General features: G+C 55.1%; 1 protein-coding gene. It reads left to right on the plus strand.

What is annotated here, in order from left to right; translation table 11 throughout:
* Nucleotides 1-33: 33 nt before the first annotated feature.
* The coding region (locus tag AC1RPG_RS08355; RefSeq protein WP_481762527.1) for a hypothetical protein at nt 34-394 on the plus strand (361 nt) is incomplete at its 3' end.

Consider the following 394-nt stretch of genomic DNA (forward strand, 5'->3'; position numbering starts at 1 on the left):
GTATTCGCTTGTCGCTCTTAATCAGGACTGACCATGATCGACCATGATGCTGAACATCGTCTATACGTGCCGATGGACCCGTACCTGTTCTACGAGCTTGGCGGCGGTTATGCTCTGAACAAGGGGCCGCACGCACTTCCCGATGACGCGGTGCTCAAGGTTGGGCCTGCTATTCCACTATCCTGCATGTTCGACTGCTACTGGCTACTGCACGAAGGACAAAAGGTGGGCTACTATTTCCGGTCCACGTTTCAGGTGCTCAATGGCGGTGGATACGTGTGCGCCTACATGGGTGCAGCGCGCGGTGCCGCAGATCGCGTTGAAATCCTATTGAACACCGAAGAGCTAGTGGTCTTCCACTATCCGGGCAAAGGCACAATGATCATCAGCCCTC

Source organism: Dellaglioa sp. CoH-57-MRSF-18, from assembly GCF_056781995.1.